Below are 24399 nucleotides of genomic sequence, written 5' to 3'. Positions count from 1 at the left end.
ATAACCTTGGCAGTCAAAGCCAGGTCGATGACAGCTGTTTGTTGACACAACAGATTACAAGTAAAACTTACTTCTTCCGGATTCAGGGTGGCGTCAGCGATCACGCGACGACACCCGTACAGTTTATGCCTGATGACCATAGCAAGTCGGTACCACCCCTTCCCATCCCGAACAGGACCGTGAAACGACTTTGCGCCGATGATAGTGCTGCAACCAGTGTGAAAGTAGGTTATCGTCAGGCTAATTATTATGCAGAGCCCGTCCAGTTAATTCTGGGCGGGCTTTTTGCTTTTCCGCGACCGCAAGCGGTCTACCCAATTTTTATAGGCAAAAGCGCCACAGACCCTAATAATAAGCAATCTTTTGCTGGAACAGAGAACCGTATGTACGGTAGCATTTCGCTTTTGCAAATTCACGTTCGATATGACTGCCAGCGACACCATTCGGCAACCCAAGAGGGCGAAGCACTTGCGGCTGGCGGCATTGATGGTGTCCTTCTCTTGCCTGACCGTCGCCATCACCGTCGTGCTGCAGTTGCTGCTGGTCGATCACTACGCGATCGAGCACGCTTCGGAACAGGCAAGGCTGCGCCTGCAGCAAGTGTCCTGGCAGATGCGCGACTCGCTCGACCGCACCCTCGACCAGGCCGTACGCGACGTCTATCTTCTATCGGCCCTGCCGCAACTGCGCCGGCCGACTGACCCTGCCTCAGCGCGCCAGATTCTCGAGAACCTGCAGCGCCATTTCAGCGATTACGCCTGGATCGGTATTGCCGATACCGACGGCAAAGTTGTGGCCGCAACCGGGGGCATGCTGGAAAACCGCGACGTCAGCACGCGGCCTTGGTTCCATACGGGCGAGCAGGGCGTGACGGCCAACGATTATCATCCGGCCGTTCTGCTCGGCAATCTGCTGCCGCGCACGCCGGATCCGTGGCGATTCGTCGACATTGCCGGGCCGGTGCGAGATGCGGACGGCGCCCTGCGCGGTGTGCTTGCCATTCACCTCAGCTGGTCCTGGGCGCGCAGCCTCGCGCGCGACCTGCTGACGCCGGCGCAACGGGATATCGGGGCGGAGATCATCGTCGTGCGCAGCGATGGCGTGGTCCTGCTCGGCCCAGACGATATGCTCGAGAAGCGCATCTCCACGCAAAGCCTGACGCTGGCCCAGCAGGGCAAGACCGGCGCCATTACCGAACGCTGGCCGGACGGGAATACCTATGTGACCGGCTACAGCTTGAGCGGGCGCAGCCGTGAGCGCGCGGCCCTGCACTGGGCCGTGCTGGTGCGCCAGACGGAAGCGGCGGCGATGGCGTCGGCGCATCGGTTCGAACAACGCGCTATGTGGTTCAGCCTGCTTCTAGCGGGCATCCTGGCCGGCCTCGCAGCGCTGCTGGCGCGCAGTATCGCGGCGCCCTTGAAATCCCTCAGCGGCGCCATGGAAAGCATCACCAGGTCCCCGGAACAGGCGACGCCGGAGGCGATTCCCCAGGCCGGCGGCTTCCACGAAGCCGAGGTCCTGTCGGAAGCGCTACGCGGCCTGATCCGCAGCGAACGCCGCTACCGCACCGAGCTGGAAGAGATGAACGCCCATCTGGAAGACACCGTGGCCGTGCGCACCGCCGAGTTGCAGAGCCTGCTGATGCGCGACATGCTGACCGGCCTGCCGAACCGCCGCGCGCTGATGGCGGCGCTGCCGGAGGCCATGGCCCGTGCGAACCGGGCGGGCCGTCCCTGTGCGGTGCTGTTCCTCGACATGGATGGCTTCAAGCTGGTCAACGATACGCATGGGCACGAGGAAGGCGACGAGCTGCTGCGCCAGTTCAGCGGGCGCATCCTGAACGGCATCCGCGAGACCGACATGGCGGCGCGCCTGGCCGGCGATGAATTCGTGGTGATCCTGGAGCTGCTGGGCGACGAGTCGGATGCGGTCGCCAAGGCCGAGGATTTGCTGGGCCAGCTCTCCCGTTCCTATACGCTGCGCAGCGCCAGCGTGCAAGTGGGCGCAAGCATCGGGGTGGCCCTGCACATGCCGGACCAGGCGCCGGATCCGGCGCGCCTGCTGGCGCGAGCCGACCAGGCCATGTACGAGGCCAAGCGCAAGGGCAAGGGCCGGGTTGCGCCGGCGACGGCGCCAGCCGTGTCCGCCGACGCGCGCTAGATCGCCAAGGGACTCAAACGCCCCAGAGGATGTCGCTGCCCTGGTCGCGCGCGGCGCGCAGCATTTCCAGCAGCGGGTAGGCGCGGGTCGAGAACGTCACGGCTTCGGCCGGCTCGTGGTCGGTATCCTCGATGTCGCCGGCATGGGCCTTGACGTCCTGTTCGACCTCGTCCGTGGCCTGGTGCTTGCGGCTCTCGTCGATCTCATGCTCGAGCAGTTGCACCGCTTTCGGCGCTTCCGCGGCCGTGATGACGCCGCGCTCCGGGTCCTTGTCCAACAGATCCAGGATGCGCTGGGCGTGCTCCTGGTACATCAGGACATTGGGATAGGCTTTCGATTTAAAGGTGATTAACATAGTTGTCTCGTTCAATCATTTAGTAACCAAACGATAACACGACTAGCCGCGAAACGTCGGTGCGCAGACCCACTTTACGCTTGGAGAACGCTTAGAGCGCGCTTAATCGGGCTGGCGTCGCATCAGCCAAGCCAGCAGCAGCGTCAACAAGTCGGCAGTCATCGCCCCGGCCGCCATCAGGGCGGTCGAGCCGGCCGCGCTGCCGGCCTCCGTCGTGAGCGTCACCAGCAGCCAGCCCAGGCCGCCCCAGCAAAGCGTGTTCACGAGCTCGAACATCGAGCACAGGAAGTTTTCTTTGCCGCGCGATTTGAAATCGCTGCGCTTGCCCGGCCGCGCCTGCCATTTGACGACCAGCGCGGCGCTCAGCACGCTTGCCACCACCGTGAAGCCGATCAGGACGCCGGCCAGCGGCGCGCGTACGATCAGCCACAACAGGGGCAGGGCGACCAGCAGCAAGGGCGGCATCACGCAGGCGGCCAGCTTGGCCAGCGTGATCGTGCGTCCGGCCGCCGGCGACGACTGCAGCAGGTCCGGCGCATCCTCGGCCGCGACGACGATCCAGGCCAGCCCGCCGGTCAGCGAACTGCACAGCAGCGTCAGGCCGGCGCCGATCGCGGGGCCGGGCGCATCGTTCTTCTTCAGGATCAGGAACAGCAGCGGCGCCAGGTAGACCAGTTGCAGCAGCACCTGGGAAATCAAATGCGGATCGCGCGCGATCAGGCGCCATTCCTTGACGACGACGGTGTCGAACAGGCTGCGCCGGAAACGCAGGCGCATCTCGCCGGCCGGCTTGACCAGCGCGCGCGAGGTGCTGGCCGCCTGCTGCAGGCCGTGCACGAAGAAGCGGTGGGTGCGGCCGGCGGTCAGCGCGAACGCGGCGATGCCCAGCACGGCCATGCCCAGGGTCGCCAGCGGATCGCCGAGCACCGCGCGGCCGGGAAACCAGAGCGCGCTGTCCGGGGCAAACAGGGGCGAACGCAGGAGCTGGTGCGCGGTGCGCTCGGCCGCGCCCGACTGCGCCGTCTGCGAGAAAAACGAAAACGACTGCGACAGCAGGAACAGCAAAGCGCCCGCGACCGCACTCAAGACCTGCGCCAGCACCCGGGTGCGGCGCGCACCCAGCACGCGCACCAGGGCCAGCGTGAGCAGCATGCCCAGGCAAGCCATCAGCGTGGCGGTGGTGGCGATCGCCACGTACACGCCGACCCAGCGCAACTGGCCCATCGCCACGCCCACGTGCACGAGCGGCCCGAACAGGAACAAATACAGGGCGGCGCAGGCCAGCACCACGCCCAGCAGGCGTACCGTGAAGATGCTGCGCGAGGGCAGCGGCGAAGACAGCAGCAGGTCGAGGTCGCCGCGCTCGAACAGCGCCAGCACACTGGCCTTGAGCGAGCTCGACAGCATCAGGAAGGCGATCGCCACCAGCGCCAGGGTCGCGATGATGGCGAAGCGCGGATCCATGGGGCCCGACGGAAGATTGCGCAGCAAGACCCAGGCGCCCGCGTGCAGCAGGGTCCAGGCCAGCCCCCACACCGCGATGCTGGCCCAGCCCATGCGCCGCCGCCCGCCCGCATTGATGGCCGCGCCGTACCATGCCATCCGCAATTCGTGGCGCAGCAGCCAGAGGCTCGAGCCGGGCGGCGCCTTCATGCCTGCTCCGTCAGCTGCAGGAACACGTCTTCCAGGCTGCCGCCCAGGGTGCGCTCGCGCAGCTCGGCCAGCGTGCCTTCCGCAATCAGGCGGCCCTGGCGGATGATGCCGATGCGCTGGGCCAGGCGTTCGGCCACCTCGAGGATGTGGGTAGTGAGGATGACCGTGCCGCCCTTGGCAACGTGGGACACCAGCAAATCCTTCACCTGGCGCGCGGCGGCGGCGTCGAGGCCGGTCAGCGGCTCGTCCAGGATCAGCAGTTCGGGCTCGTGGATCAGGGCGCCGGCCAGCGCCAGCTTCTGTTTCATCCCGCGCGAAAAGCCTTCGGTCAGTTCGTGCGCGTGCTTGGCCAGGTCGAGCCAGTCCAGCAGGCGGCGTGCGCGCGGCTCGGCCTCCTCGGGCGCGATGCCCCACAGGCCGGCGACGAATTCCAGGTATTCGGTGGGCTTCAGCTTACCGTACAACATCGGATCGTCCGGCAGATAGGCCATCTTCTGCTTGGCGGCAGCAGGATTGGCCGCGAGGTCGATGCCGAGCACCTCGACCTGGCCGGAATCCGGCGCCAGCAGGCCGGTGACCATGCGCAGGGTGGTGGTCTTGCCGGCGCCGTTCGGGCCGAGCAAGGCATAGAGTTCGCCGCGCCGGACGCGCAGGTCGATGCCGTCGACGGCCGGGCGGCCGAAGGACTTGCGCAGGGAACGCAGCTGCAATGCAGGGGTATCGTCGATCATGGCGTGGCCTCAGAGGCTGAAGGAAGTGAGGAACTGCTCGACCTGCTCGGGCGGCAACGCATTCGCCTTGCCGAGCACGATCACCTGGTAGAAGCGCTTGCCGCGCGCTTCGAAATGGCCGACCAGGCGCACCGGCACGCCATTGCTGCTGCCGGTGGCGTCGACATCGCCGGTCGCCTTGCCGTTGGCATCGGTCTGGAATTTGCCCTGCGTGCCGCCGGCGCCGATATTGCGCAGCAGCGCCTGCATCATGGCCGGCAGCGCGGCGCGGGCACGGGCCTCGTCCGGCGCCTCGGCCGAGCCGACCGCGAAGGTGGCGCCGTCGACTTCGGCCGCCGTCATCGTCATGCTGACCTGCAAACCGTCGAGGTCGACGCTGCGGGTGAAGCTGGCCGGCTTGGCCGGGAAAGTGATTTTGTAGGGCGCATCCGGGCTGGCGTAGTCGCGCCAGTTGTATTTCGGGCTGCAGGCGGCCAGCAGGAGGAAAAGGACCGGCGAGAGGAGACGGATTTTCATGGGCCGATGGTATCAGCGCCCCGCGCCGCCTGCCAGCAAAAAAGTTGCAGATATTTAATCAGGATTCGACCAGGCCACGCCGGTACTGGATCGCCTCGGCCACATGTTCCGCCTGCACCCGCCGCGCCTCGGCCAGGTCGGCAATCGTCCGCGCCACTTTTAAAACCCGGTGATAGGCCCGCGCCGACCAGTGCAGATGGCGCATGGCATTGCGAAGCAACTGCTCAGCGGCATCGTCGAGTTCGCAATGGCGGTCGATCTCGCGCGTCGCCAGGCGCTGGTTGACCTTGCCCTGGCGCGCCAGCTGGATCGCGTGGGCGCGCGTTACGCGCGCGGCGATGGCGCTGCTGGGCTCGCCATCGGCCTGGGCCGCCATCGATTCCGGCGCCATTGCCGACACCGGCACCTGCAGGTCGATACGGTCGAGCAGGGGGCCGGAAATCTTGTTCTGGTAGCGCAGCACGGCCTCGTGGTTGCAGCGGCACTTGCCGGATGGATGGCCCAGCCAGCCGCAAGGGCAGGGATTCATCGCCGCGATGAGTTGAAAGCTGGCGGGAAAGTCGGCTTGGCGCGCCGCGCGCGAGATCGTGATGTGGCCCGACTCCAGCGGCTCGCGCAGCACTTCCAGCACGTGGCGGCTGAATTCCGGGAGTTCGTCCAGGAACAGTACGCCGTGATGGGCCAGCGATATTTCTCCCGGGCGCGGCACGCCGCCGCCGCCGACCAGGGCCATGCCCGAGCTGGTGTGGTGCGGGCTGCGGAAGGGCCGGCGGCGCCAATGCTCGATGGAAAAGCGCCCGGCCAGCGACTGGATCGCCGCCGATTCCAGCGCGTCTTCATCGCTCAGCGGCGGCAGCAGGCCAGCAAAGCGCGAAGCCAGCATGCTCTTGCCGGCGCCCGGCGGACCGACCATCAGCACCGAATGCAGCCCGGCCGCCGCGATCTCGAGCGCGCGCTTGACGTGCTGCTGGCCTTTGACGTCCGCGAAGTCGGGATAGCGGGGCGGCGCCAGAGCAGCTGGCGGACGGTGCCGCGCCAGCCGCGCGTCATCCGACTGCGCCGCGAAGTGGGTGCATACCTCCAGCAGCGTGTTTGCCGGGTAGATGGCGGCCTCGCTCACCAGCGCCGCTTCGTCGGCATTGGCGTGGGGCAGCACGAAGGCGCGTCTGGCGCCGTCCGCGCTGCGGTGCATGGCGAAGGTCATCGCCAGCGCGCCGCGGATCGGGCGCAGTTCGCCCGATAGCGATAGCTCGCCGGCGAACTCGTAGCGGTCCAGCCCTTCGGATGGAATCTGTTCCGAGGCGGCCAGGATGCCGAGCGCGATCGGCAAATCGAACCTGCCGGACTCTTTCGGCAGATCGGCCGGCGCGAGGTTGATCGTGATGCGCCGGTTCGGCAGCTCGAAGCCGGAATTCTGCAGCGCGGCCCGGACCCGGTCCCTGGATTCGCGCACCTCGGCATCCGCCAGGCCGACGATGGCCATGCCGGGCAAACCATTGGCGAGGTGCACTTCGACGCTGACGGAGGGCGCGTCCATGCCGGCCAAGGCCCGGCTGCGCAGCACTGCAAGACTCATGGCGATCCTGTCGGGATGAAGACCTGCAGATGGTGAGCGCTGGGAGGCCTGCGATTCTTGAGAGCGGCCAAATGTGTATAGTGCCGGGATGCCGAAACTGATCCTGACCGTCGCCGTCGTGGCGCTGCTGTTCTGCCTGCTGTGCGGGCCGGTGTTCTACGTGGCGCTGCGGTTCCGGCGGGGCGGGGATGTGGCGGCATTGCGGCCGCTGCGCCATGTGTGGCTGGCGCAGCTGGCGCTGGCCTGCGTGCTGATCTTCGTGGCCGACAGCATGGGCTTCATGAATCCGCTGGGGATCGTGCTGGCGATCGTCTTCGCCGTCAGCCTGGGCGGCGCCGCGCTGTTCGCCCTGTGGCGGCTCGTACGGCGCATCGCCCTGCGTTAAAGCTGCGCCTTACACCTTTTCCGACGCAAGCTTCGCTTCCAGTTCCGCCACGCGCACTTCGAGCGCCTCGAGCTTGGCGCGGGTCTTGGCCAGCACCTGGGCCTGGATGTCGAATTCCTCGCGCGTCACCAGGTCCAGCTTCGAAAAGCCCTGGGTCATCATGGCCTTCACATTGCGTTCGATGTCCTTGGCCGGCGAATTCTCGATCGCCTGGTTGATCTTGCCTTGCAGATCGTTGAAGAAATTATTCATGTCCATCTTCTTTATCCATAGTGGCCGCACCACGATGTGCGCACTCTTTTTGTGCGTGCATCGCTGATTTAGTGCATGCACCTGTACGGCGCACGCGCCTGCGGCATCGTTGTCATTTTTTGCATCCCAAGAATGGGGACGAGGCCCGGGAATACAAGCCTTGCCGTTTGATCAAGGGGTTGGCACGCATCCTGCTAAAGCAAGCATACAACATACAAAAACAGGGACGCGAAGTTCGGATTGTAAACCCATCAGGTCCAAGTTCATTGATAAGGGAGTGTCGTATGAAGCGTCGAAGCAGCAAGTGGCAGCAGATCGTGATCCTGACGGCGGGCGTGTGGAGCCTGTCCACCGGGCTGGCCGGCGCACAGGAGCAGGAGCAGAAGCCGGACAATGAAGTGAGCTACAACGCGGCGCTGACCAGCGATTACCGTTACCGCGGCCTGTCGCAGAGCCGGCTCGATCCGGCCCTGCAGGGCGGCGCCGACTACGTGCACAACCCGACCGGTGTGTACGTGGGCACCTGGCTGTCCACCATCAAGTGGACCAAGGACCTGGGCGGCAGCGGCAACCTGGAATGGGATATCTACGCCGGCAAGCGCGGCAACCTGAGCGCGGATGTCACCTACGACGTCGGCGGCCTGTACTACTTCTACCCGGACAACGGCCTGCACCCGAACGCCAACACCTTCGAGCTGTACGGCCAGCTGGGTTACGGTCCGGCCTACATCAAGTACTCGCACTCGCTGACCAACCTGTTCGGCACCGCCGACAGCAAGGGCAGCGGCTACCTCGATGTCGGCGCCAACGTCGATGTCGGCGGCGGCTTCGTGCTGAACCTGCACGCGGGCCACCAGGAAGTCCGCCACAACGGCGCGTTTTCCTATACCGACTACAAGCTCGGCGTGACCAAGGACCTGGGCGTGTGCTCGGTCGCGCTGTCCTGGATCAAGGCGAATACCAGCGGCTACCTGAGCCCGTCCGGAGAAAACCTCGGGAAGTCCGCGGCCCTGCTGTCTGTTTCAAAAACTTTCTGAAGAGGCAAACGCATGAAAATGATCACCGCCATCATCAAACCCTTCAAGCTCGACGAGGTCCGCGAGGCCCTGTCCGAGCTGAATGTCCAGGGTATCACGGTGACCGAAGTGAAGGGTTTCGGGCGCCAGAAAGGCCATACCGAGCTGTATCGCGGGGCCGAATACGTGGTCGACTTCCTGCCGAAGACCAAGATCGAGGCGGCCGTCGACGACGCCATCGTCGACCAGGTGATCGACACGATCCAGAGCGCGGCACGCACCGGCAAGATCGGTGACGGCAAAATTTTCGTCTCCAGTCTGGAGCAGGTAATCCGTATCCGTACCGGCGAGACCGGCAACGATGCGCTGTAAGGGGAACCCGATGATACGCACAATCACAAAAATGATCGCAGGCTTCGCCGTCGCCCTGGCGCTGGGCAGTTCGCTGCCTGCCCTGGCCCAGGATGCCGCCAAGCCCGCTGCTGCCGCTGCAGCCGAAGCCGCCCCGGCCGCTCCCGCCGTCGCCGCACCCGCCGCCGCAACGCCCGCCGCCGCAGCGGCGGCGCCCGCAGCCGAAGCGCCGGCCGCGGCGCCGGTTCCGCAGAAAGGCGACACCGCCTGGATGTTCGTCGCCACCTTGCTGGTGATCATGATGACGATCCCTGGCCTGGCCCTGTTCTACGGCGGCCTGGTGCGGTCCAAGAACATGCTGTCGGTGCTGCTGCAGGTCTTCATGATCTTCGCCGTCATCATCGTGCTGTGGTGCATCTACGGCTATTCGATCGCCTTCACGGAAAAGACCGCCTTCTTCGGCGGCCTCGATCGTGCCTTCCTGAACGGCATCTGGGATCCGGCCAAGGCCACGTTCTCGACCGCCGCCACCTTCAGCAAGGGCGTCGTCATCCCCGAGTTCATCTACGTCGCCTTCCAGGGCACCTTCGCCGCCATTACCTGCGGCCTGATCGTCGGCGCCTTCGCCGAGCGCGTCAAATTCTCGGCCGTGCTGGCCTTCATGGTGCTGTGGTTCACTTTCGGCTACCTGCCGGTGGCCCACATGGTCTGGTTCTGGACCGGTCCGGATGCGATCAAGGATGCCGCGACCCTCGCCACCGAGACCGCCAAAGGCGGCTGGCTGTGGCAGAAGGGCGCCCTCGACTTCGCGGGCGGTACCGTGGTCCACATCAACGCCGCCGTCGCCGGCCTGGTCGGCGCGATCATGATCGGCAAGCGCGTCGGCTACGGCCGCGAGCACATGGCCCCGCACTCGCTGACCATGACCATGATCGGTGCCTCGCTGCTGTGGGTGGGCTGGTTCGGCTTCAACGCCGGCTCGGCGCTGGAAGCGGGCGACGTCGCCGCGCTGGCCTTCATCAACACCCTGCTGGCAACCGCCGCGGCCACCGTGTCCTGGGTATTCGGTGAGTGGGTCACCAAGGGCAAGCCCTCGATGCTGGGCGGCGCCTCGGGCGCGGTGGCCGGCCTGGTGGCCATCACCCCGGCCTGCGGCTTCGTCGGTCCGATGGGCGGCCTGATCATCGGCCTGGTGGCCGGCGTGGTCTGCCTGTGGGGCGTGAACGGCCTGAAGCGCATGATCGGCGCCGACGATTCGCTGGACGTGTTCGGCGTGCACGGCGTGGGCGGCATCCTGGGCGCGCTGCTGACCGGCGTGTTCGCCTCGCCGCAACTGGGCGGGCAGGGCATCTTCGACTACACCACCAACAAGATGTCGGCCGATCCCTACTCGATCGCTAACCAGGTGCTGATCCAGGCCGAGGCGGTCGGCACCACCATCCTCTGGTCGGCCGTGGTCGCCGTCATCGCCTACAAACTGGTCGACATCGTGATCGGCCTGCGCGTGCCGGAAGACCAGGAACGCGAGGGCCTGGACATTACCAGCCACGGCGAATCGGCTTATCATTCCTGAGCAGGCCCTGTGTCGCCAAAAGCGCCCTGCGGGGCGCTTTTTTATTTCCGATGGGATAATCGGTCTTTAAAAAGGGGGCGCAAGCCCCCATGTTGCATTTCCCACATCGCTAAGAAGCCCCAAGGACGTCACCATGGTTCCCCACCTTGCCACAGCCCTCAACGGTCCCCTGCTGGACCTGGAAAAGAAGATCCTCGAAGCCACCCCCGCCATCGAGCGCTGGTTCCGCCTCGAGTGGCAGGAGCACACGCCGCCGTTCTATTGCTCGGTGGACCTGCGCAATGCGGGCTACAAGCTGGCGCCGGTGGACACCAACCTGTTCCCGGGCGGCTTCAACAACCTCTCCACCGAGATGCTGCCGCTGACGGTGCAGGCGGCCATGGCGGCCATCGACAAATATTGTCCGGATGCGCGCAACCTGCTGCTGATCCCGGAAAGCCATACCCGCAATCCCTTCTACCTGCAGAACGTGCAGCGCCTGATGCAGATCTTCCGCCAGACCGGCCTGCACGTGCGCCTCGGTTCGCTGTCGCCGGAAGTGACCCAGCCGACCCCCCTGGCCCTGCCGGACGGGAATATGCTGGTGGTCGAGCCACTGGTGCGCTCGCCCAACGGCCGCCGCGTCGGCCTGGCCGATTTCGACCCCTGCACGATCCTGTTGAACAACGACCTGTCGGCCGGCATCCCGAGCATCCTGGAGAACATCCACGAGCAATCGCTGCTGCCGCCCGTGCATGCGGGCTGGGCGATCCGGCGCAAGAGCAACCACTTCAAGGCCTTCGACGAAGTGGCGAAGAAGTTCGGCAAGCTGATCGACATCGACCCCTGGATGGTGAACCCGCTGCACAGCAAGGTCGGCGAAGTGAACTTCCAGGAAGACATCGGCATGGAAGCGCTGGCCGACAGCGTCTCGGCCCTGCTGTCGAAGATCAAGAAGAAGTACAAGGAATACGGGATGAAGGACCAGAAGCCCTTCGTCATCGTCAAGCCGGACGCCGGCACCTACGGCATGGGCATCATGACGATCAAGGACGCGTCCGAGATCAAGGACCTGAACCGCAAGCAGCGCAACAAGATGTCGGTCATCAAGGACGGCGTCACCGTCACCGACGTGCTGATCCAGGAAGGCGTGCCGACCTTCGAATCGATCAACGATGCGGTGGCCGAGCCGGTCGTGTACATGATCGACCGCTACGTGGTCGGCGGCTTCTACCGCGTGCACGCGGAGCGCGGCATCGACCAGAACCTGAATGCACCAGGCTCGCAATTCGTGCCGCTGGCCTTCTCGCAGCAGCATGCGGTGCCCGATTTGAAGGCCAAACCGGGTACGGCGGCGCCTAACCGCTTCTATGTGTATGGTGTGGTGGCGCGCCTGGCGCTGCTGGCGGCGTCGCTGGAGATGGAAAGGACGGATCCGGATCCGGAGATTTATTAATCCGTTTTCGGCGTTCGGGCGGCTCCTTGCGCGCCATGTAGACGAAGTGGGAGCGTAACAGCGGCACGCAGGCGGACAGCAGTTCCGGCAGCAGCCAGGGCAGGCGCGACATCGCCCGGCTCAGCGGCGGCGCCAGCATCAGCGTGCAGTAATGGCGCTGCTCGGCTGGCCAGAAGCGCAGCAGCTCGACGTCCGTGACCTTGCGGACGTTCTTGTTGCGCGGGTTGCTGTAGCGGAAATCGAAGATCATGGTCCAGCCGCCGGGCCGCAGCACCCGCCACATTTCCGCGGCCAGCGCACGGCGCGTGTCTTCGTCCAGGATCGACGAGAACACCGTATGCGCGCTGACCAGGTCGACGCTGTTGTCGGGGAGGGTGTCCAGCTGGCCCAGGTGCCAGCGCACCCCGGGCGCCGTGTGCAGGCGGGCATGCTCGAGGCGGTCCTGCTGCAGCTCGGTGCCGGCCAGGTGGCCCGGCGTGGCGCCCCAGTCGATCAGCTGGCGCAGGAAGCGGCCGTTGCCGCAGCCGACGTCGAGCACCCGCGTGTTCGACAAGTCCGGGCCGACGGTGCGCGCCAGCAGCCGCGACAGGACGCGCGCGCGCGCCGCCTGCTGGCTCACGACTTCCGGCCGGTGCCAGGCATAGCGCGCCAGTGCGGCGCCGCCGTGCCACTGGCGATAGACCTGCTTGATGCGTTCCTGCTCGACCTGGTCGCTCATGGTCCATCCTCCTCGACCGCCATGATCCCCAACGCGCCCGTCAGCACGCTTGAGAGCCCGCAAACCCCACCCGAATAAATGCATGTTTGCCAAGGAGAATCGGGCGTGCCGGCAAGGACTGCGCTCCTGGCCGGCTTTCCGCGAGAATCCGCGTTTCCGGCTAAAATCGATGCATTGTCCCGACTGGAACCAACATGAAAATCGCTTTTCTCGCCGACCCGCTGTCCGGATTCAAGATTTACAAGGACTCGACCTTCGCGATGATGCGGGAGGCGGCGCGCCGCGGCCACCAGATCTACGCTTTCGAGCAGCGCCACATGGTGCTGGAGCAGGGCGTGGTGACGGCCGACGTGGTCGAGATCACCCTGACCGGCGACCCAGACGACTGGTATGAGGCGGGCGAAGCGCAGACCCTGCGCCTGGCCGAGTTCGACGCCGTCATCCAGCGCAAGGACCCGCCCTTCGACATGGAATACGTGTATGGCACCTATCTGCTGGAGCTCGCCGAGCGCCAGGGCGCGCGCGTGTTCAACAAGCCCTCGGCGATCCGCGACCACAACGAGAAGCTGGCGATCGGCCAGTTCAGCGAGTTCACTTCGCCGACCCTGGTGACGTCCTCGGGCACGCGCCTGCGCGCCTTCCACGCCGAGCACGGCGACGTGATCCTCAAGCCGCTCGACGGCATGGGCGGCGCCGGCATCTTCCGCATCAAGGACGACGGCCTCAACCTCGGTTCCATCATCGAGACCCTGACCGACAACGGCGCCCGCACCATCATGGCCCAGAAGTACATCCCGGCCATCGTCAAGGGCGACAAGCGGGTGCTGGTGATCGACGGCAAGCCGGTGCCCTTCGTGCTGGCGCGCATCCCGCAGGGCGGCGAAGTGCGCGGCAACCTGGCCGCCGGCGGCGTCGGCGTGGCGCAGCCGATTTCCGACCGCGAACGCGAGATCGCTGAAGCCATCGGCCCCAAACTGGCCGAGCGAGGCCTGTTGCTGGTAGGATTGGATGTGATCGGCGATTTCCTGACCGAGGTGAATGTCACCAGCCCCACCTGCTTCCAGGAGATCACCGACCAGACCGGTTTCGACGTGCCCGCGATGTTCATCGACGCCGTCGAGAAAGCAGCTGACAGGAAATGACATGGTAGGCATTCTGCTGATGACCCACGCACCGTTGGGCCAGGCATTCATCGCGGCGGTTGCGCACGTGTTCCGCGGTCCCACCGAACGCTTCGAGGCGATCGACGTGACGGCGGACCAGGATACGAACGAGGTCAACTGCCTCGCGCACGAAGCCATCCAGCGCCTGGACGAAGGCGACGGCGTGCTGGTCATCACCGACATCAAGGGCGGTACGCCGTCCAATTGCTGCAACGCGCTGGCCGAAGCGGGCCGTGTGGAAATCATCGCCGGCATCAGCCTGCCGATGCTGCTGCGCGCCATCACCTACCGCCGCGACACGCTCGACGTGGTGGTCGAGATGGCGCTGGCCGGCGCGCAGAACGGCGCCGTGCGGGTGGATAACCGGATTCGCGTAGGTAGCTGAAGCATTCACTGAGCCGAACAACGAGACGACAACGACAACATGATTCAGCAGGAACTCGAGATCATCAACAAGCTGGGCCTGCATGCCCGCGCCTCCGCCAAATTCACCCAGCTGGCCGCGAAATTCCAGAGCGACGTCTGGCTCACCCGCAACGGGCGCCGCATCAATGCCAAGTCCATCATGGGCGTGATGATGCTGGCCGCCGGCAAGGGCGCCAAGGTGACGCTGGAAGCGGACGGGCCGGACGAGCAGGCCTGCATCGAAGGTCTGAGCGCTCTGATCAACGACAAGTTCGGCGAAGGCGAGTAAGGAATGCCGGACTCCCGAGGCGGCCGCTTCCATCCAGGACTATCGATGGCATCGTTCACACTGCATGGCATTCCGGTCTCGCGCGGGATCTCGATCGGCCGCGCGCACCTGCTCACGCCGGCCGCGCTCGACGTCAAGCACTACCTGGTGGCGGAAGAGCAGGTCGAGGCCGAGGTCAAGCGCCTGCAGGAAGCGATCACCGAGGTCCACCGCACGCTGCAGGAGCTGTGGACCGAGCTGCCGAAGGACGCGCCGACGGAGCTGGGCGCCTTCATCGACGTCCACGTGCTGATCCTGTCGGACCCGATGATCTCCGAAGCCCCGCTCGACATCATCCGCAGCCGCCACTACAACGCCGAGTGGGCGCTGGTGACCCAGATCGACGAGCTGTCGGCGCAGTTCGACGAGATCGAAGACGAATACCTGCGCGAGCGCAAGCAGGACATCCAGCAGGTGGCCGAGCGCGTGCTGAAGGTCCTGATGGGCACCGCGCTGGCCGCGCCGCCCGTTCGCGCCGCCGGCGAGGACGAATTCCAGCCGCAGATGATCGTGGTCGCCCACGACATCTCGCCGGCCGACATGCTGGCCTTCCGCGACCGTTCTTTCGTCGGCTTCGTGACCGACGTCGGCGGCCAGAATTCGCACACGGCGATCGTCGCGCGCAGCCTGGACATCCCGGCGGCGGTGGGCATGAGCCAGGCCTCGCGCCTGATCGAGCAGGACGACTGGGTGATCGTCGACGGCGATGCCGGCGTGGTGATCTGCAACCCGAGCGCGCTGGTGATGGACCAATACCGCGCGCGCCAGGCCGCCTTGATGAAGGCGAGAAAGCGCCTGCTGAAGCTGAAGAAGACCCCGGCCATCACGAAAGACGGCACCCCGGTCACGCTGCTGGCGAACATCGAGCTGCCGGATGACTGCGGACCGGCGGTGGAAGCGGGCGCGATGGGCGTCGGCCTGTTCCGCTCCGAGTTCCTGTTCATGGGCCGCGGCGCGCACGCGCTGCGGGTGCCGGGCGAGGACGAGCAGTTCGAGCAGTACCGCAAGGCGGTGCTGGCGATGAAGGGCCGCCCGGTCACCATCCGCACCCTGGACGTCGGCGCCGACAAGCCACTCGATCCGACCGAGCACACCGCGCTGAACCCGGCGCTGGGCCTGCGCGCGATCCGTTACTGCCTGGCCGAGCCGCAGCTGTTCCTGACCCAGTTGCGCGCGATCCTGCGCGCATCGAGCTTCGGCAAGGTGCGGATCCTGATCCCGATGCTGGCGCATGCCTTCGAGATCGACCAGTCGCTCAGCATGATTGCCCTGGCCAAGGCCCAGCTGCGCGAGCAGAACGTCAAGTTCGACGAAGCGATCGAGGTCGGCGCCATGATCGAGATCCCGGCCGCGGCGCTGGCGCTGCCGATGTTCGTCAAGCGCCTGGATTTCCTGTCGATCGGCACGAACGACCTGATCCAGTACACCCTGGCCATCGACCGCGTCGACTACGAAGTGGCGCACCTGTACAATCCGCTGCACCCGGCGGTGCTGCACTTGATCGCGATGACGATCGAGGCCGGCCGCAAGGCGGGCATCGACGTGGCCGTGTGCGGCGAGATGGCCGGCGACATCAAGCTGACCCGCCTGCTGCTCGGCATGGGCCTGCGCGAATTCTCGATGCACCCGGCCCAGCTGCTGGCGGTGAAGCAGGAGATCCTCGCCAGCGACCTCACGGTGCTGGGTCCGCGCACCCGCCGCATCCTGCGCGCGGTGGAACCGAGCGCGATCGCCGAGGCGGTCGAACAGCTGCAAACCCTGTAAAAACAAGAAGCCCATGGGATCGATTGGAATAGTCTCACCCGAGGCGATGCACTTCGCCGAACCGCTGCGCCTGCAAAGCGGCGCATCCATCGGCGATTACACGCTGATGTATGAAACCTATGGCACGCTGAACGCCGACAAGTCCAACGCGGTGCTGATCTGCCACGCGCTGAACGCCTCGCACCACGTGGCCGGCCACTACGAGGGCGAAGCGAAAAGCGCCGGCTGGTGGGACAACATGGTCGGTCCCGGCAAGCCGGTCGATACAAGCCGCTTCTTCGTCATCGGCGTCAACAACCTCGGTTCCTGCTTCGGCTCGACCGGCCCGATGCACACCAATCCGGCCACCGGCAAGCCGTATGGCGCCGCGTTCCCGGTGGTGACGGTGGAAGACTGGGTCGCGGCCCAGGCCCGGCTGGCCGAGCGCCTCGGCATCGAACAGTTCGCCGCCGTGATGGGCGGCTCGCTGGGCGGCATGCAGGCGCTGGCCTGGAGCATCATGTTCCCCGAGCGCCTGCGCCACTGTATCGTGATCGCCTCGACGCCCAAGCTGTCGGCCCAGAACATCGCCTTCAACGACGTCGCGCGTCAGGCCATCCTGACCGACCCGGACTACCGCGGCGGCGACTTCTACGAGCACGGCGTGGTGCCGAAGAACGGCCTGAAGGTGGCGCGCATGGTCGGCCACATCACCTACCTGTCGAACGACGACATGGCGGAAAAATTCGGCCGCAAGCTGCGCAACGCCGCCGAAACCAACGACTACAAATTCGACTTCGGCGTCGACTTCGAGATCGAGTCCTACCTGCGCTACCAGGGCGACAAGTTCTCGGAATACTTCGACGCCAACACCTACCTCCTGATCACCAAGGCGCTCGACTATTTCGACCCGGCGCGCGAGCACGGCGGCAACCTGGCCAAGGCCCTGGCGAATACCAAAGCGCATTACCTGATCGCGTCCTTCACCACCGACTGGCGCTTCTCGCCCGAGCGCAGCCGCGAGATCGTCGAAGCCCTGCTGGAGAACCGCCGCAAGGTGAGCTACGCGGAGATCGATGCGCCGCACGGCCACGATGCCTTCCTGCTCGAGGACAAGCGCTACATGGACATCGTGCGCGCCTACTACGACCGGATCTGGGAAGAATCGACTGCCAGGGGTGCCGCATGAAATACGAAGACCTGAACAACCTGCGCCCCGACCTGGCCTTCATCACGCATTGGGTGAAGGAGGGCGCGCACGTGCTGGACGTCGGCTGCGGCGACGGCGCCATGCTGCGCTACCTGGAACGCGGCAAGCGCTGCACCGGCTACGGCGTCGAGATCGCCGACGACAAGGTCCTGGAGAGTACCAGGCGCGGCATCAACGTGATCCAGCACGACATGGAGCAGGGCCTGGACCTGTTCGGCGACGATGCCTTCGACATGGTGCTGTGCCTCTCTTCGCTGCAGATGATGCAGCACGTCGAGGCGCGCCTGCGCGACATCGTCCGGGTCGGCAAGGAAGCCATCGTGTCGTTCCCGAACTTTGCCTACTGGCCGCACCGGATGGCGCTGCTGAAAGGCCGCATGCCGGTCTCGCGCACGCTGCCTTATCAATGGTATGACACGCCCAACGTGCGCTACGCCACGATCCACGATTTCAAAGATTTGGCCGAGAAATGCGGGCTGGAAGTGCTGGAGTACGTGGCGCTGGCCGAGGGCCAGGTGGTGTCCTTCCTGCCCAACCTGCGCGGCAGCCTGGCGGTGTTCAGGCTGCGCAAGAAGGATCTGGGCCTTACCTAACGGTGTGCTCACGTATGCTTCTGTATGATGCGGCGTAATGACAGCCTGTCCGCATCGGAGACGACCATGAACACTTTGAAGAACACCATTGCCGTGCTGGTCCTGTGCGGCATCGCAACTGCCGCGCCGGCCCAGGAACGCAGCCAGAAGGGCCAGGTCGTGCAGGACGGGATTGCCGTCAAACCGCTCAAAAAAGGCATCGTGCGCGACGTGCTGGCGCCCGAAGGCGCGATGGACCAGCAGTCGGCCCAGCAGTACGCGGCGCTCATGACCCAGGCCCAGCAGAAGGGCGCGCTGGTGCCTGCCAACGACCCGCAGGTCCGGCGTCTGCGCGCCATCGCCCAGCGCATCATTCCGCACACCGCGCGCTGGAACCAGGAGGCGCAGCAGTGGAAATGGCAGGTCAATTTGCTGCAGTCGGACCAGGTCAACGCCTTCTGCATGCCGGGCGGCCGCATTGCCTTCTTCACGGGGATCATCAACAAGCTCAGGCTCACCGACGACGAAATCGCCGCCGTGATGGGCCACGAGATCGCGCACGCGCTGCGCGAGCATGGGCGCGATCGCCAGGTCAAGGCCACGGGCGCCGGCGTGGCAAGCTCGGTGATCGGCGCTGCGATCTCGGCCTACACCGGCTACGACCTGCGCGGCCTGGCCAACACCGCCGGCCAGCTGTACGTGCTGAAATTCTCGCGCGACGAGGAACGCGAAGCCGACCTGGTCGGCCTGGACATCGCGGCGCGCGCCGGCTACGATCCGCGCGCCGGCATCGCGCTGTGGAACAAGATGGCGGCGCTGGACAAGAACGGCGCGCCGATCGAAATCCTGTCGACCCACCCGGGCGGCGCCAATCGCATCGAACAGATCCAGGGCCACATGAACGTGCTGCTGCCGCTGTACGCGCGCAGCAGGAACACCTCGGTGGACCGGCTGCCGGCATATCGAAGCAATGTCGCGGTTCGTTAGAAAAGGCCACCAGGCCGAAGCCAACGCCTTCGTCCCGCTGCCGGTGCGCGACGGTGTCGCCCCCAGCTATTTGTGGATTACCGAGACCCGGCCGGGGGGCATGCTGGCCTTCCTGGAGGAGCGCTTTGCCGAGGTCGGCGGCCCGTCCTGGCTTGACCGCCTGGCGCGCGGCGACGTGGTCGATGCGAAAGGCGAGCCCCTGGGCGCCGACAGCCACGTGCGCCAGGGCATGCGCATCTGGTATTACCGCGAGCTGGAGCAGGAGACCCCGATCCCGTTCGAGGAAACGATCATTCATCAAGACCAGCACCTGCTGGTGGTCGACAAGCCGCACTTCCTGCCGATGATCCCGACCGGGCGCTTCCTGCGCGAGACTTTACTCGTGCGCCTCAAGCGCCGGCTCGAACTGCCGCACCTGACGCCGATCCACCGCCTCGACCGCGAGACGGCCGGCGTGGTGATCTTCTCGCACAACCTGGAAACGCGCGGCACCTACCAGTCGATGTTCCAGAAACGCGCGATCCGCAAGACCTACGAGGCGCTGGCGCCGGTGCTGGAGAACAGGGACTTCCCCTTCACCTACCGCAGCCGGATGGTCGACGGCGAGAAGTTCTTCGTGATGAAGGAGGAGGCGGGCGAGCCGAATTCCGAGACCGTGGTGGAGTTGATCGAGCGCCGCGGCCCGCTGGCGCGCTACCGCCTGCATCCGCACACGGGCCGCAAGCACCAGCTGCGCCTGCACATGGCCTCGCTGGGCGTGCCGATCCTGAACGACGCCTTCTATCCGGTCGCGCTGCCCTGCAAGGGCGACGATTTTTCGAAGCCGCTGCAGCTGCTGGCGCGCTCGATCGCGTTCGAGGATCCGCTCACCGGCGAAGCACGCAGCTTCGCCAGCGGGCGGGCGCTGGACTGGCCCTGAGGGCCGCCCGCCGCCTCAGGACGGGAAGGGAAGATTAAAGCTCGGTATGCCGGTGATGACCGCGGCATTGCCCGCCAGGTCGACCACGGCGCCGCTGCCGATCGTCAGGTGCAGGTGGCCGAAGATCGAATTACCGAGGTTGAGCGCCAATACCCTGTCGGCCACACCCAGGTCGTTGGGAATGATTTCCCAGTTCGGATGCACATTGCCGGTATGCGTGCTGACGATGTGGTTCAGGTCGTCCAGCACGTCGATGGCCCCGGTCTGGGCGAACACAATCTTTTCATTGAATTCCAGCGCGCCCCAGTTCTTCAGGTCGCGCCAGTCGGCGGTCGTCGAGACGAGCGTCGGCGCGGCATTGTCGACCGTGATCGACAATGCCGCCGAGGCCGCGCTGACGTTGCCGAAAATGTCGACTTGCTTGACCGTCAAGGCGTGCACGCGGTCGGCGAAGGCCGCCAGCTTATCGGGCTGGCTGCCGACCGTGAACGACCAGGTCCTGTCGCTGCCGACCGTGGCGGTGCCGATCAGCGCCGTGCCGTCGTAGATGTTGACGCTGCCGCCGGCTTCCGCCGCGGTACCGCTGATGAGCGGCCTGGTTTCCCTGGTGATGCCGTCGTTGTCGAAGGCGCCGCCGTCGCTGGCGGCCGCCAGCACGGGCTTGCCCGGCGCGTCCGGTTCGGTGAAGTCGATGCGGAAGTTCACCCATTGCGAGGCCGAACGCGGGCTGTTATTGCCGGCCAGGTCGGTCTGTTCGACGGTCAGGGTATGCTGGCCTTGCGCCAGGTTGTAGATCGAGGGCACGGCGTAGGCGCCGTCCGCGCCGGCGGTGGTCTCGCCGACGATCGTGCTGCCGTCCCACACGACGATATGGGCGCCTGCTTCACCGGTGCCGGCGAAGACCGGCTTGGCCGCATTGGTCAGCAGGTCGCCATCAAGGCTGCCGTTGACGTCCTCGGCGCGCAGCGTCACCGTGGCCGGCGCGATGGCCGAATCGACTTTGAGCGCCAGCGCGGCCGAGGCCGGGCTTTCGTTGTTGGCGCCGTCGACCTGTTTGACGCTCAGCTGGTGCATGCCGTCCGCCAGCGATTTCCCTTCCAGCCAGTCGCTCGCCGCAAACGTCCAGGTGTTGTCGGCATCCGCCCTGGTCTGGGCCAGCAGGATGCCGTTCTCGTCGAACAGCTTGACCGTGGCATAGCTTGCCGCGCCATTGCCGTGCAATTCCGGGGTGTGCAGGCTGGTCATGTCGTCGCCGGTAACGCCGGTATCGCTGGCAGCGGCCAGGATCGGGGTGGCCGGCGCGGGACCGGCATGCGCATCGATCTGGATCGTGCCGCCCGCATCGTGGTGGCCGTAGCCGTCGACATAGGGGATGTCGAGGCCCGAGAAACTGATGTGGGCGGCGTCCAGCAGATTCCCCGCCAGGTCGCTGACGTGGCCGGCCAGGTCCTTGCTGTCGACCAGGGCCAGCGAGTCGCTGCCGTGGGTATCGTCCTCGCCGTTGGCGCCGACGATGTACTTGAAATAGACGGTGCGGCCGTCCGCGCTGGCATGGTCCCAGGCCGCCAGGCCCTTGTTCGTCAGGCGCAGGGCCGGCGTGCCGCTGCCGGCCTTCTGCACCGCTTCGCTGAATTCGACGGCGATCTGGATTTCCTTGCCGATACCGTAGATGCCGGACGAGGTCAGCGAGGCGGCCGACTTGGCGGTCGGCGCCAGGGTATCGACGCCGGAGGTCCGGAAATGCATGGGCTGCAGGTTGCGGATCGCGTTGCCGGCCAGGTCGGTGACATCGCTCGACAGCTCGATCGTGTAATCCTTGCCGGGCTCGAAATGGTGGTCCGCGGCGGAGATCGTCAGGGTGCGGCGGTCCGCCGAAAAATTGCTGTCGTCGAGGTAGACGCCGCCCGTATGGCCTTCGGCATCCGTAAAATAGAAGTGCGCGCCCTCGCTCGGGACCAGGTACATCGCTTCGTCGAAGGTGAAGACCAGGGCGTCGCCCGCACCGCCCGAGGCGCCGGCGGGCGAGCTCAGCATCGCCGGCGCGGCGGTGTCGATCGTGAAGCGCTGGGTGAAGCTGGCGCTGTGGTGGGTGCCATCGACCACGCGCGCCGTGATCGTGTGGACGCCGTCCTCGAAATGCATGTTGTCCTGGCCGTCGTACCAGTACGCGCCCTCCATGGATGCGGCGAATTCCGCGCCGCCGTCGATCGACAGCATCACCTTCTGGCCGTCCGCCAGCGCGCCCGACAGCCTGCCGGAAAACCACTGCGAATCGTCGCTGCTGATATGGTCGTTGCGATCGGGCGAGTGCCAGTCGTTGATGCCGATGTCATGTTCCACATAGGCCTGCACCGTGCCGTCGACCACGTAGTTGGCCGAGGTGACGAGGCTGCCCGCATTGCCGTGCGCATCGTGGATGCCGCGGAGGTCGAGCGTGACCGCATTGACGGCGTCCACCACGCTCAGGGAGGTCGACAGGGTCGCGGTCCAGGTCAGGCCGCCGTCATCGGTATGCAGCGTGCTCAGGCCCTCGCTGTCGAGCAGGCTGGCGCCCGGCACGTCCAGGATCGCGGCGATGTCGCTAACTTTCTGCGTCAGCACGATCTTCATGGCGATGCCGCCGCCGTGCAGCAGTTCGCTGCCGTCCAGGCTGATGCTCGCATCCGGGCCGACCGTGTCGACCTCATAGGTCTGCGCGGCCTTTGCAAAGCCGCTGCCAGCGTTGCCGGCCGCATCGAGCACCTTGCTCATGTCGATCTCCAGCGTGTTGCCGCTGACTTCCACCTGGCCGGCGCCGGGGCGCAGGATGGTTTTCCAGGTCAGGCCGCCGTCGCTGGTGCTCAGGCCGAGCAGGGTCGCGTTGGGCGCCTGGATGGCGTCCGCGCCCAGGTTCACCTTTTCGGAAAACGTCATCACGACTTCGACGCCGTCCTCGCTTGAAACCGCGCTGCCGTTCAGCTGGATGTCGGCCGCCACCGGCGCCACCGTATCGATCGCGTAGGTGGCGCTGGAGACCACGCTGCCGCTGCCGGCATTGCCCTTCAGGTCCTGCAGCTTGGTCAGGTCGACGCTGAGCGTGTTGCCGCTCGAGGTATTCGGGTCGCTTGCGCTCAAGGTGCCGGTCCAGGTGCGGCCGCCGTCGCTGCTCGCCAGGCCGCTGATGGTGGCGTGCGGCGCGGTGATGGCGCTGGCCGGGAGTTCCCGGACCGCTTCCGAAAAGCGCAAGGTCACGCCGACCGTGCCGCCGGTCTTGAGCAGGCTGCCGTCGAGGGCGATGGCGACGCCGGACGGGCCCTGGGTGTCGACCGCATAGGCGCTCGAAGCGACCGTGCCGCTGCCGGGGTTGCCGGCCAGGTCGGCCACCTTGCCGAGGTCGAGCTTCAGCACCTCGGCGGCCGCGCTGCCGTTGCCGTGCAGCGTCACCGTCCAGGTCTTGCCGTCTTCGCTGCCGCTGATGTTCGTGATGGATGCGTGCCCGGCCTGCAGCGCCGCCGCGTCCAGGCCCTTGACCGCTTCCGAGAAGCGGACGGTGGCGAGGATGTCATGGCCGGACGTGAGCTCGGTCCCGTCCAGCGCGATGCTGGCGGAGGGGCCCTTGGTGTCGACCGAATAGCTGGCCACGTTGCTGACGCCCTTGCCGGCATTGCCGGCGGCGTCGTGGACCTTGCTCATGTCGATGGTGAGCACGTTGGCCGGCTGCTCGGCCGCGCCGGCGGGCGCCAGGGTCGCCACCCAGGTATGGCCGTCGCCCACCGCCGTCAGGGAACGCACCGCGGCGTTCGGCGCATTCAGGGCGTCGGCCGTCAGCTCGCTCACCGGTTCCGAGAACACCAGCGTCACCTGCAGGCTGCCGCCGGCCTTGAGCAGGCTGGTATCGATCTCGTGCGAGACCAGGGTGGGGCCGCCGTCGTCGGGCAGGGGATCGGTCGTGAACTTGAGCTGCGAGGTGGAGCGCACGCCACCGAAGGCCACGTGGGCGCTCGAGACCAGCACGCCGTTGCCCATCACGATGCTGTAGGCGTGGTCGGGCAGCAGGCCGCTCACGCTCAGCTTCACATGGACGCCGTCGACGCTGATGCTGGCCGCGGAAATCGTGTGGGTGTCGGTGGCGCCGACCACGCGCATCGTCGGCTGGCCGGTCGCCCGGTCGATCACGGTCTGGACTGCGCCGTCGGTGATGTAAATCGCGCCGCTGCCGGCCGCCATCGCGGTGTTGAACATGAGGTCGATGCTCATGACCCCAGCGATGACGGTCGGGGTGGCGGACAGCAGGATCGGCGGGGTACTGGTCAGTGAGGTCATGGCGGTCGTTCGCGCGGCGGAGCGGATGAATAAGGTGGCGGAAATAAAA

At 66.0% G+C, this 24399-nt stretch carries 21 protein-coding genes, 1 rRNA gene and 1 pseudogene; 15 read left to right on the top strand and 8 right to left on the bottom strand.

What is annotated here, in order from left to right; all coding sequences use genetic code 11:
- The first annotated feature begins 128 nt into the window (after positions 1-128).
- Positions 129-241, top strand: a 5S ribosomal RNA gene (rrf, locus tag ACFPO9_RS22225).
- Positions 242-486: 245 nt separating this feature from the next.
- Positions 487-2160, top strand: coding sequence for a diguanylate cyclase domain-containing protein (locus ACFPO9_RS22220; protein WP_379775032.1), 1674 nt, complete (start codon positions 487-489; stop codon positions 2158-2160).
- Positions 2161-2173: 13 nt separating this feature from the next.
- Here ACFPO9_RS22220 and ACFPO9_RS22215 read toward each other — a convergent pair whose 3' ends face one another.
- From ACFPO9_RS22215 to ACFPO9_RS22195, 5 genes are all read right to left on the bottom strand, one after another.
- Positions 2174-2515 carry a DUF1840 domain-containing protein gene (locus tag ACFPO9_RS22215; protein WP_379775030.1) on the bottom strand — a complete coding sequence of 114 codons (342 nt, stop codon included), beginning with the start codon at positions 2513-2515 and terminating at the stop codon, positions 2174-2176.
- 102 nt (positions 2516-2617) lie between these two features.
- The gene (locus ACFPO9_RS22210) at positions 2618-4168 is read right to left on the bottom strand and encodes a hypothetical protein (protein WP_379775027.1); all 1551 of its coding nucleotides are present in this window, start codon (positions 4166-4168) and stop codon (positions 2618-2620) included.
- Complete coding sequence (locus tag ACFPO9_RS22205; RefSeq protein ID WP_379775025.1) at positions 4165-4899, bottom strand: ABC transporter ATP-binding protein; 735 nt, start codon at positions 4897-4899, stop codon at positions 4165-4167. The genes ACFPO9_RS22210 and ACFPO9_RS22205 overlap by 4 nt, the downstream gene beginning before the upstream one ends.
- A gap of 9 nt (positions 4900-4908) precedes the next feature.
- Entirely contained in the window at positions 4909-5415 is a 507-nt protein-coding gene (locus ACFPO9_RS22200) for a hypothetical protein (RefSeq protein WP_379775023.1), read from the bottom strand.
- 58 nt (positions 5416-5473) lie between these two features.
- On the bottom strand, positions 5474-6991 hold the full coding sequence (locus ACFPO9_RS22195) for a YifB family Mg chelatase-like AAA ATPase (protein WP_379775021.1): 1518 nt from the start codon (positions 6989-6991) through the stop codon (positions 5474-5476).
- Positions 6992-7079: 88 nt separating this feature from the next.
- Here ACFPO9_RS22195 and ACFPO9_RS22190 point away from each other — a divergent pair, with 88 nt between their 5' ends.
- Positions 7080-7376: a hypothetical protein gene (locus ACFPO9_RS22190; protein ID WP_379775019.1), complete on the top strand. Its 297-nt coding sequence runs from the start codon at positions 7080-7082 to the stop codon at positions 7374-7376.
- A 9-nt stretch (positions 7377-7385) separates the two neighbouring features.
- Here the strand turns inward: ACFPO9_RS22190 and ACFPO9_RS22185 are convergent, their stop codons facing one another.
- Positions 7386-7634 (bottom strand): accessory factor UbiK family protein, encoded by a 249-nt coding sequence (locus tag ACFPO9_RS22185; RefSeq protein ID WP_379775016.1) that lies wholly within the window; start codon positions 7632-7634, stop codon positions 7386-7388.
- Between the two features lie 278 nt (positions 7635-7912).
- Here ACFPO9_RS22185 and ACFPO9_RS22180 point away from each other — a divergent pair, with 278 nt between their 5' ends.
- The 4 genes from ACFPO9_RS22180 (at position 7913) to gshA (ending at position 12003) form a co-directional block, all read left to right on the top strand.
- Entirely contained in the window at positions 7913-8665 is a 753-nt protein-coding gene (locus ACFPO9_RS22180) for a TorF family putative porin (protein ID WP_379775013.1), read from the top strand.
- Between the two features lie 12 nt (positions 8666-8677).
- Positions 8678-9016, top strand: coding sequence for a P-II family nitrogen regulator (locus ACFPO9_RS22175; RefSeq protein ID WP_230020178.1), 339 nt, complete (start codon positions 8678-8680; stop codon positions 9014-9016).
- Between the two features lie 10 nt (positions 9017-9026).
- Positions 9027-10568, top strand: a complete 1542-nt coding sequence (locus ACFPO9_RS22170; RefSeq protein ID WP_379775010.1) for an ammonium transporter — start codon at positions 9027-9029, stop codon at positions 10566-10568.
- Between the two features lie 133 nt (positions 10569-10701).
- Positions 10702-12003, top strand: coding sequence for a glutamate--cysteine ligase (gene gshA / locus ACFPO9_RS22165; RefSeq protein WP_379775007.1), 1302 nt, complete (start codon positions 10702-10704; stop codon positions 12001-12003).
- Here gshA and ACFPO9_RS22160 read toward each other — a convergent pair.
- Positions 11906-12721: a class I SAM-dependent methyltransferase gene (locus tag ACFPO9_RS22160; RefSeq protein ID WP_379775004.1), complete on the bottom strand. Its 816-nt coding sequence runs from the start codon at positions 12719-12721 to the stop codon at positions 11906-11908. The two genes, gshA and ACFPO9_RS22160, sit on opposite strands and share 98 nt — an antisense overlap.
- A gap of 194 nt (positions 12722-12915) precedes the next feature.
- Between ACFPO9_RS22160 and gshB the strand changes: the two genes are divergently transcribed.
- The 8 genes and pseudogenes from gshB to ACFPO9_RS22120 all read left to right on the top strand — a co-directional run bounded on the left by gshB (position 12916) and on the right by ACFPO9_RS22120 (position 20048).
- Positions 12916-13863, top strand: a complete 948-nt coding sequence (gene gshB, locus ACFPO9_RS22155) for a glutathione synthase (protein ID WP_379775002.1) — start codon at positions 12916-12918, stop codon at positions 13861-13863.
- A gap of 1 nt (position 13864) precedes the next feature.
- The gene (locus tag ACFPO9_RS22150; protein ID WP_379774999.1) at positions 13865-14269 is read left to right on the top strand and encodes a PTS sugar transporter subunit IIA; all 405 of its coding nucleotides are present in this window, start codon (positions 13865-13867) and stop codon (positions 14267-14269) included.
- 39 nt (positions 14270-14308) lie between these two features.
- A complete protein-coding gene (locus ACFPO9_RS22145; RefSeq protein ID WP_379774996.1) occupies positions 14309-14578 on the top strand; it encodes an HPr family phosphocarrier protein in 270 nt (89 codons plus the stop codon).
- Positions 14579-14623: 45 nt separating this feature from the next.
- A complete protein-coding gene (gene ptsP, locus ACFPO9_RS22140) occupies positions 14624-16381 on the top strand; it encodes a phosphoenolpyruvate--protein phosphotransferase (protein WP_379774993.1) in 1758 nt (585 codons plus the stop codon).
- Positions 16311-17549: pseudogene (gene metX, locus ACFPO9_RS22135) on the top strand (homoserine O-succinyltransferase MetX); the annotation flags it as partial. The gene ptsP and the pseudogene metX, both read left to right, overlap by 71 nt.
- Positions 17546-18163, top strand: a complete 618-nt coding sequence (gene metW, locus ACFPO9_RS22130; RefSeq protein WP_379774991.1) for a methionine biosynthesis protein MetW — start codon at positions 17546-17548, stop codon at positions 18161-18163. The pseudogene metX and the gene metW, both read left to right, overlap by 4 nt.
- 66 nt (positions 18164-18229) lie before the next feature.
- The gene (locus ACFPO9_RS22125) at positions 18230-19129 is read left to right on the top strand and encodes a M48 family metallopeptidase (protein WP_379774989.1); all 900 of its coding nucleotides are present in this window, start codon (positions 18230-18232) and stop codon (positions 19127-19129) included.
- The gene (locus tag ACFPO9_RS22120; RefSeq protein WP_379774986.1) at positions 19113-20048 is read left to right on the top strand and encodes an RluA family pseudouridine synthase; all 936 of its coding nucleotides are present in this window, start codon (positions 19113-19115) and stop codon (positions 20046-20048) included. Before ACFPO9_RS22125 ends, ACFPO9_RS22120 begins: the two co-directional genes overlap by 17 nt.
- A 15-nt stretch (positions 20049-20063) precedes the next feature.
- On the opposite strand, the gene ACFPO9_RS22115 is transcribed toward ACFPO9_RS22120, so the two are convergent.
- The gene (locus ACFPO9_RS22115; protein ID WP_379774983.1) at positions 20064-24350 is read right to left on the bottom strand and encodes an Ig-like domain-containing protein; all 4287 of its coding nucleotides are present in this window, start codon (positions 24348-24350) and stop codon (positions 20064-20066) included.
- Between the last annotated feature and the right edge of the window lie 49 nt (positions 24351-24399).

Source organism: Massilia aerilata, assembly GCF_042656905.1.
GTDB lineage: Bacteria > Pseudomonadota > Gammaproteobacteria > Burkholderiales > Burkholderiaceae_D > Telluria > Telluria aerilata.
Note: the sequence above shows the minus strand (reverse complement) of the source record. Positions and strands in the feature narration are given on the sequence as shown.

Excerpts from the sequence above, each read along its gene's own strand:
- ACFPO9_RS22220 (WP_379775032.1), top strand. The coding sequence starts at position 487 with ATGGTGTCCTTCTCTTGCCTGACCGTCGCCATCACCGTCGTGCTGCAG.
- ACFPO9_RS22215 (WP_379775030.1), bottom strand. The coding sequence starts at position 2,515 with ATGTTAATCACCTTTAAATCGAAAGCCTATCCCAATGTCCTGATGTAC.
- ACFPO9_RS22210 (WP_379775027.1), bottom strand. The coding sequence starts at position 4,168 with ATGAAGGCGCCGCCCGGCTCGAGCCTCTGGCTGCTGCGCCACGAATTG.
- ACFPO9_RS22205 (WP_379775025.1), bottom strand. The coding sequence starts at position 4,899 with ATGATCGACGATACCCCTGCATTGCAGCTGCGTTCCCTGCGCAAGTCC.
- ACFPO9_RS22200 (WP_379775023.1), bottom strand. The coding sequence starts at position 5,415 with ATGAAAATCCGTCTCCTCTCGCCGGTCCTTTTCCTCCTGCTGGCCGCC.
- ACFPO9_RS22195 (WP_379775021.1), bottom strand. The coding sequence starts at position 6,991 with ATGAGTCTTGCAGTGCTGCGCAGCCGGGCCTTGGCCGGCATGGACGCG.
- ACFPO9_RS22190 (WP_379775019.1), top strand. The coding sequence starts at position 7,080 with ATGCCGAAACTGATCCTGACCGTCGCCGTCGTGGCGCTGCTGTTCTGC.
- ACFPO9_RS22185 (WP_379775016.1), bottom strand. The coding sequence starts at position 7,634 with ATGGACATGAATAATTTCTTCAACGATCTGCAAGGCAAGATCAACCAG.
- ACFPO9_RS22180 (WP_379775013.1), top strand. The coding sequence starts at position 7,913 with ATGAAGCGTCGAAGCAGCAAGTGGCAGCAGATCGTGATCCTGACGGCG.
- ACFPO9_RS22175 (WP_230020178.1), top strand. The coding sequence starts at position 8,678 with ATGAAAATGATCACCGCCATCATCAAACCCTTCAAGCTCGACGAGGTC.
- ACFPO9_RS22170 (WP_379775010.1), top strand. The coding sequence starts at position 9,027 with ATGATACGCACAATCACAAAAATGATCGCAGGCTTCGCCGTCGCCCTG.
- gshA (WP_379775007.1), top strand. The coding sequence starts at position 10,702 with ATGGTTCCCCACCTTGCCACAGCCCTCAACGGTCCCCTGCTGGACCTG.
- ACFPO9_RS22160 (WP_379775004.1), bottom strand. The coding sequence starts at position 12,721 with ATGAGCGACCAGGTCGAGCAGGAACGCATCAAGCAGGTCTATCGCCAG.
- gshB (WP_379775002.1), top strand. The coding sequence starts at position 12,916 with ATGAAAATCGCTTTTCTCGCCGACCCGCTGTCCGGATTCAAGATTTAC.
- ACFPO9_RS22150 (WP_379774999.1), top strand. The coding sequence starts at position 13,865 with ATGGTAGGCATTCTGCTGATGACCCACGCACCGTTGGGCCAGGCATTC.
- ACFPO9_RS22145 (WP_379774996.1), top strand. The coding sequence starts at position 14,309 with ATGATTCAGCAGGAACTCGAGATCATCAACAAGCTGGGCCTGCATGCC.
- ptsP (WP_379774993.1), top strand. The coding sequence starts at position 14,624 with ATGGCATCGTTCACACTGCATGGCATTCCGGTCTCGCGCGGGATCTCG.
- metW (WP_379774991.1), top strand. The coding sequence starts at position 17,546 with ATGAAATACGAAGACCTGAACAACCTGCGCCCCGACCTGGCCTTCATC.
- ACFPO9_RS22125 (WP_379774989.1), top strand. The coding sequence starts at position 18,230 with ATGAACACTTTGAAGAACACCATTGCCGTGCTGGTCCTGTGCGGCATC.
- ACFPO9_RS22120 (WP_379774986.1), top strand. The coding sequence starts at position 19,113 with ATGTCGCGGTTCGTTAGAAAAGGCCACCAGGCCGAAGCCAACGCCTTC.
- ACFPO9_RS22115 (WP_379774983.1), bottom strand. The coding sequence starts at position 24,350 with ATGACCTCACTGACCAGTACCCCGCCGATCCTGCTGTCCGCCACCCCG.